The organism is Corallococcus exercitus, from assembly GCF_003611585.1.
Lineage (GTDB): Bacteria > Myxococcota > Myxococcia > Myxococcales > Myxococcaceae > Corallococcus > Corallococcus exercitus.
In genome coordinates this window covers 1-6343 of record NZ_RAVW01000504.1, presented here as the reverse complement: position 1 = coordinate 6343, position 6343 = coordinate 1, and the positions used below count along the sequence as shown (strand labels likewise).

The window sequence follows — 6343 nt, the reverse complement described above, 5'->3', positions numbered from 1 at the left end:
CACCCCCCCAGTGGCCCCGGTATCGGGCTCACTCATTTCAGGCGGAAACCTGATTGGATATGGCTTCACCGCAGGTGCAGGACTCTCGCTCAGCGCAGCAAGCCTCAGCGGACCAAGCCTGGAGCAAACCCTACCCTCAATCATGCCATACGTCGCAGTCTTTCCATTTGTATGGATGGTACACGGAGACATTTCAAGAGCATACTGCTCCAGTCGCTTTCTCGCAGGAAAAAAGAAAGCAGCCGACTACGCCGACGAGGTGGCCCGGTACCGCACACAGGTCAAACTCGAAAAAGAATCCGTCTCAAGAGACGAAATTGAAGCAGCCACCGGCTGGGATACGGATCGAAATGGCACATGCGGACCTTACACTTGGCTAGGCATCTATCTTGGAAAGCCAGCTGGCTTCAAGGCAAACAGCGAAATCTCGGGCGTCACCAAGTCGCGAAGCTTCAGCTCATACGGCTCCGTCGGACTGATCACATCTCCAGTGTCTTCTTTTTCTGTCTTTTTTGGCGCAACCTTCTGGTCGGTCGAGAACGAAGACACAAAGAAGAATCGAACCTCAACAACCCTGACCGCAGGGCTTGGAACAAATTTAGACATCATCAATCTAGTATTAAAGTGAAGCGCCTAGCAAAACCACAAATCCTCTCATCTGGTCATGCCCCTGAAGTTGCATGCCCCCGTCAAGCGCGATCCAACCTGAGATAGGCACTGGGTATCACCGCGAATCGCGGGATAAATCATCCCCATTGAGAGGGGGTGAATCCATCCGCCGATGTCCCGAAGCAGCATGCCGTTGACGGCGGCGTCCTCCGAAATCTGGCCGTCTCCCAACTGCGGAAGTTCGCACTCTGCGAGCGCGCGTGGTTCTTCGCCAAGGTCCTCCGGCTACCTGAGTGGCCCCTCAAGGCCCGGGACCTTGGCACCACAGTCCATGCCCAGTTGGAGCACTACCTGCGAACGGGTGGGGACGTGCTGGGCCCCTTCGCGACGGTCGGCAAACACCTCCTCCTTGGGCCAGGGCTGGACCTCCTCGTGGAGGAGCACTTCGGCCAGCCCTCTCCACTCTTAGCGGATGGCGTCCCGCTCACCGGCGACATCGACCTCGTCAACCCGCGACACCTCGCCGATGGCGTGCTGCGCGTCACGGACCACAAGACGACGAAGTCCATCGCCAGCTGCGCCGCTACGCCCGAGCAGCTCGCCTCCGCCGTCCATGACGCCGGCATCCAGATGGTGGGCTACGGCTACTGGGCCGTCCTCGCCGCCGAGCGCTTCCCGGGGCTGAAGACGCTGGAGCTGTAGCACCTCTACTTCCAGACCCACGGCGCGAAGCTTGCCCGCTCCGTCGTCGCCACAGTCAGCATCGAGCACGTCCGCGACGAATGGCACACGCACGTCGAGCCGATGGCGCGCCGCATGCGCGACGTCGCACGGGCCACGTCCCCCAACCAGGGCCCTGCCCCGCCGCGACATGGCCGCGTCCTTACACGACGGCGGACGTTGAGGCGCTGGAGGCTCAACTGCGCGGCCATGTCCCCTGCCCGTTCATGCCCCACGCGGCTGCAGCGCGTCCAGGCCCTGGCGTTGCTGGAGGCGTCCCGAGTGGGCGGGCTGCCGGGCCCCATCGGCACCGGCCACGGCAAGGAGCTGACCACCTTCCTCATGCCCATGGTGATGCCGGCATGCCGCGTGGCCTGTCTGTTCATCCCGGCCAACCCGCTCCTCCAGTTTACGGCGGAGAGGGACTACTACGGCGCGCACTGGCGGCGCCCTAACCTCGCGGGCGGACGCTGGTTCCGTCCTGGCCTGCCGGTGCTGCACGTCATCACCTACAACAAGCTGCCCAGCCAGGAAGCCACGGATCTGTTGGAGCGCATCCGCCCGGACCTCGTCATCCTCAATGAGGCGCACAACCTCAAGGACCCGAAGGCATCGCGCACCGGCCGCTTCCTCCGCTACTTCGAGAAACGCCCGGAGACGCGGCTCGTAGCCATGTCCGGCACGTTCGCGTCCAAGAGCATCAAGGACTACGCGCACCTGTCGCGGCTGGCGCTGCGCGAAGGCTCCCCCTGCCGCTGGCCCATCACGTCGTGGAGGAGTGGGGTACGGCGCTGGACCCGGGCAAGGTGATTGCCCACCTGGTGGGCTGGAGCGGCTGTGCGAGCCCGAGAAGCATGTCCGCGAGGACTTCCGGCGCCGCCTCAACGACACGCGCGGCGTTGTCGCCACGGATGAGAGCGCCCTGGACAAGCCGCGCATCATCCGCCCGCGCCACCCGGGGCCGGTGCCCGCCGAGTTGCTGGCGCTCATCAAGCTGGCGCACGGTGGAGAGCGACCGGACGGCGAGCAGTTCCAGGAGCAGCTCCAGGCCATGGCTTGCGCGCGGCAGCTGTCGGCCGGTTCTACGATCGCTGGCGATACCCTCGGGAGGAGCCTCCGGAGCAGATCGCAGAGTGGTTCGCGAAGCGGAAGGCCTGGAACAAGGGAAGTGTGGGAGGAGCTGAAAGGCGAGCGGCAAGAGCACCTGGATTCGCCAGGGTTACTCACCAAGGCCGCCATCCGCGCGCACGTGGTGCCGCTCTACGAGGGCGACAAGCCGGTATGGCAGGCGGCGACGTGGCTTGACTGGGCGGCGATTCACGACGCGGTGCAGCCTGGGCCCCAGGCCGTGTGGGTGTCGGACTTCCTCGTGCAGGACGCGGCAGAGTGGGCGCGGGCCCAGGTGGGCATCGTCTGGGTGGAGTTCCCGGAACTGGGGGAGCGCATTGCCCGCACCGCTGGCGTGCCGTTCTACGGCGGGGGCCGGGTGGCCTCCGAGGCGATTCTCCAGGAGAGCGGGAGGCGTTCCATCGTCGCAAGCATCAAGGCCCACGCGACGGGGAAGAACCTCCAGCAGTTCTGCCGCAATCTCGTGGTAACGCCGCCCTCGGACGGCGCCCTCTGGGAGCAGCTTCTCGCGCGCACCCATCGCCCCGGACAGCAGGCCGCGTGCGTCGCAGTGGAAGTGTGTATCCACACAGAGGACTACGCGGGGGGCTTTCACCACCGCACGGGAGCGAGCGCTATTCATCCAGCAGACTGATGGTCAGCCGCAAGAGCTTCGATCATAGCAATATACTATCCAGCTAATCTGGCTCCCACTCATCTTCGACTTCAGAGCTTGATGGCGCTGCCCAAACAGCAACCAAATCTGTTGCATTTGAGGCCCCGAGTCTCTGAGCCTCCAGCAGATCCAGCAGCATTGCGTAAAAAACAACCAACAAGACTCTCGACTCTCTCTCCTGAATGGAGAAATACGACTGCCCCGAATAAATCCTCCAGCTAGCCTCCACCACATCCCTATCCCAGGCAACCCCAGCAACAGGGCGCTTACGCCTAAGCGACTTAAATCTCGCCACGGTCTCCTGGCTATACTTAACAACATACCCCTCCCCCAAGACAAACACAGCATCCACCCTCACGCTGCTTCCACTAAGCCTCGCCTCCACATCCGTGATAGAAAAACCCTCGGCCAACTTATACGCAAACACAATCCTAAACGACTCTCCCCTGCGCCCGACTACGGGCCGCATCCGAACCACATAGTCGCGAAAATCCTTCTCTTCTGGCTTTTTCCTCTCCGCATATCCAAACCCGTCACGACCATAAGCATAGCCAACCTTCACTTCGGCACTCTTGACCTCGATCTCATCAAATTCGCCTCCCCCTGCAAAGCCATCTTCGTGATAATCTGTCACTTTCGAAAAGACCGAAAACTTCTCTAGGGCATCATCAATCTCTTTCTCCCCCAGGGTCGACTTCACTTCAATCACACCGAACGTCTCAGCAAGCGGAACCAACCGCCTATCGCTTTTGCGATCCTGAATGAACTTAGGGCACCTCATGGCATCAAAGACGATCACATCCGTCTGCCTGGAGGCTCGACCATTCAAGCCAACTACATATCCATGAGTTGCGCCATAGCTATTTGGCAGCCACTCACCAAGAAAGCTCCGCAGAACATCCTCACGTCCCTCACCGATCTCATCAGGCCGCACACCTCCGCGAGTTCTTCGAAATGCGACTTCAAACTCCGTGGCCGCAGCATCAAAAAGACTCTCAAAATCAGGCAACTTCATAACCAACTCCATCAACCCAAAAGAGAATATTTCTTCAAAAACCCCACCTACAACTCCCTCTTGCGCTTCCTTTTCACACCCTCGATAACTTCATCAATATCCATCCTCTCAAAGAACTCTCGCGATCGAAGACTGCTACGATCGAACATATACACATCGCCCTTCTCTTCCTCTCGCAACTCACTCAGCCTCTTGCCCGTCTTTCTCGTGAACTTCAAAATCTTCTTTGCCGCATCAAGCGCCGCCTTCTTTACCCATTCCCCGTCCTCTCCCACAACACGAACTAACTCCTTGAATCGCCCGATGAAGAACATCGACACCCCTCCATCAGACTCCTTCTTTGCAATAATTTCCGTCGACGGATCGTAATCAACAATCTCAATCCCCGCTTCTCGTAACAATCCCAGAAGAACTCGCGCACCCTCCGCCTCATTCAAATGCCTTCGCGAGCGCAGCTTCGTAATAACCAACATGCGCTTTAGCCCATCAGCATCAAGACGATTTGCCTTTGGGATTCTCATGGTTACAGATTTCCTTCTTGAATCAAGACAGACGCGCCCCTCCGGCGACGCCAAGTAATAATGAATCGACTCCCAATACGACTGCCCTGTCGCCGAATCATGCATGACGATAAAAACGGGCTCCCAGAAACCTTCCCAGTGTCGAAGATGGGAAACATCGATACGAGCTGCCACCCACTGTGCGGATTTGTTCCTTGGCACGGACTCCGACGATTTCGCCTGAATAAAAAACGACAATGGCGTTGCGCGTCCATCTTTGAATATTCTGACAAACAAATCCTCCCCATAGTCCTTGTGCAAATCTTCAACAACCCAGCCAGTCTCGCGGGAAATGGCCTCGCGAATTCTTGCGCGTGAAATATCTTCCAGCACATGCGAACGTGGGCGGTTCGGCACATTGACCTCCTAAACCAGCAATTTTGACTTCGGTGAAGCAACCATTTCTATCCATGCTTCGCCTCTGCGACCCGAGTTTTACCCTCACCACTTTTCATTCTGCCCCCATTTGAGCTGGTGGGGACGTCCTCCGACGTCCTACCGCAATGGGAGCAACGGGACATGAGCAACGCAGCACTTTCACGAATCGTCAGCGCCCAGGCGGCGCTCGGCGCGCAGTACCTCAAAGCCGGCCGCTACCGGCTGGAGGTGCAGTCCATCCGCACCAAGGACGGCTTCAAAGGCCTGTCCGCCATCGCTGAGCTGAAGGTGGTCTCCTCCGAGCGGACGCAGCTCGCAACCGAGCCCAGCCGCATCGGAATGGTCGCCTCCTACGTCGAGAAGCTCTCCGAGGCGAAGAAGAACGGCGGCGGGCGCTTCAAAGCCTTCGTCATGGCCCTGGCCGGCGCCGAGGAGAAGGGCGACAAGCATGCCGGGGCCTTCCTCCTCATCGACTGCGAGGTCTTCCCCAAGACGCTGCCCGAGAATGACGGCAAGCCCGGGAAGTTCGTTGGGGGCCACCGCTGAAGCACTGTAAGCCATACGGACAGCGAGCTGGTGGCCATCGAAGCGACGTCCGGCGAGGCGAAGCTGCGACCCTCGCCGACGCTCTGGCCTGAGCAGATCCCTTTCCCAATACAGCTGAGTACTTGGCGTGTCCTCCGCACCGTCACTGCTGCGCCCTGGCCCGCTCGATCCATTCCAACAGGCTTTCGGAGCACGCCTCGCGCTTGAGAGCGCGGGGACAGATGTCACCGCGCTCCCATTCGCTGGGCCTTCACTTCTGCCAAGGCCCGCCGCGCCTTCCGCTCCAACCGGAGGACTTCAGCCGGGCTGAGGACCAAGTCGACATCCACATCCGCGGGGAATGTCGATGCGCGTCCTACTTCTTGTCGCCTTCAGACTGGGCTGGAGGCGGAGGGGGCACGTTCGGATGGCCCTGCTCCGCGCGGTTGGCGCGGTCCGCTGCGTACTCCGCGCTGTTGGGATTCTTCACGTTGCCGCGCATCTCGTCCGGCGTGTAGTTCTTCTTTGCCATGGCGTTGCTCCTCTTTGAATGGACCGGTCAATTCCGGCCTACAAGCAGAGTGGAGACAGGAGGCCTCGGCTGCCATCACAACAATTCCGCCCCCCTAGGGGCTGTCCCTGATCTCAGGCCGGAAAATCAACCTGGTGGATCAAACACCGGCATTGGACCCGGCTTCGGAAGGCATCAGGAGGTTGCCAGCCAGCGTCAGGCATGATCAACGCTGGCTGTGC

At 60.0% G+C, this 6343-nt stretch carries 8 protein-coding genes; 5 read left to right on the top strand and 3 right to left on the bottom strand.

Annotation, left to right across the window (positions count from 1 at the left end):
* The 4 genes from D7W79_RS44025 to D7W79_RS37055 form a co-directional block, all read left to right on the top strand.
* Positions 1-628: hypothetical protein (locus D7W79_RS44025; RefSeq protein WP_158617146.1), on the top strand; the 628-nt coding region annotated here is incomplete at its 5' end.
* Between the two features lie 137 nt (positions 629-765).
* Positions 766-1311, top strand: a complete 546-nt coding sequence (locus D7W79_RS37060; RefSeq protein ID WP_120529990.1) for a PD-(D/E)XK nuclease family protein — start codon at positions 766-768, stop codon at positions 1309-1311.
* Positions 1312-1539: 228 nt separating this feature from the next.
* On the top strand, positions 1540-2139 hold the full coding sequence (locus D7W79_RS45465) for a hypothetical protein (RefSeq protein ID WP_244222181.1): 600 nt from the start codon (positions 1540-1542) through the stop codon (positions 2137-2139).
* Positions 2108-3091 (top strand): hypothetical protein, encoded by a 984-nt coding sequence (locus D7W79_RS37055; RefSeq protein WP_244222180.1) that lies wholly within the window; start codon positions 2108-2110, stop codon positions 3089-3091. Before D7W79_RS45465 ends, D7W79_RS37055 begins: the two co-directional genes overlap by 32 nt.
* A gap of 43 nt (positions 3092-3134) precedes the next feature.
* On the opposite strand, the gene D7W79_RS43375 is transcribed toward D7W79_RS37055, so the two are convergent.
* Positions 3135-4127: a DUF6602 domain-containing protein gene (locus D7W79_RS43375; RefSeq protein WP_147442243.1), complete on the bottom strand. Its 993-nt coding sequence runs from the start codon at positions 4125-4127 to the stop codon at positions 3135-3137.
* 47 nt (positions 4128-4174) lie between these two features.
* On the bottom strand, positions 4175-5044 hold the full coding sequence (locus D7W79_RS37050; protein WP_120529989.1) for a DUF4365 domain-containing protein: 870 nt from the start codon (positions 5042-5044) through the stop codon (positions 4175-4177).
* 162 nt (positions 5045-5206) lie between these two features.
* Between D7W79_RS37050 and D7W79_RS37045 the strand changes: the two genes are divergently transcribed.
* Complete coding sequence (locus tag D7W79_RS37045; protein ID WP_208729940.1) at positions 5207-5611, top strand: hypothetical protein; 405 nt, start codon at positions 5207-5209, stop codon at positions 5609-5611.
* Between the two features lie 355 nt (positions 5612-5966).
* Here D7W79_RS37045 and D7W79_RS44020 read toward each other — a convergent pair whose 3' ends face one another.
* Positions 5967-6122 (bottom strand): hypothetical protein, encoded by a 156-nt coding sequence (locus tag D7W79_RS44020; RefSeq protein ID WP_158617145.1) that lies wholly within the window; start codon positions 6120-6122, stop codon positions 5967-5969.
* Positions 6123-6343 lie beyond the last annotated feature (221 nt).

Bases quoted from the DNA above. Each gene is read 5' to 3' on its own strand.
- D7W79_RS45465 (WP_244222181.1), top strand. From the start codon at position 1,540: ATGTCCCCTGCCCGTTCATGCCCCACGCGGCTGCAGCGCGTCCAGGCC.
- D7W79_RS43375 (WP_147442243.1), bottom strand. From the start codon at position 4,127: ATGAAGTTGCCTGATTTTGAGAGTCTTTTTGATGCTGCGGCCACGGAG.
- D7W79_RS37045 (WP_208729940.1), top strand. From the start codon at position 5,207: ATGAGCAACGCAGCACTTTCACGAATCGTCAGCGCCCAGGCGGCGCTC.
- D7W79_RS44020 (WP_158617145.1), bottom strand. From the start codon at position 6,122: ATGGCAAAGAAGAACTACACGCCGGACGAGATGCGCGGCAACGTGAAG.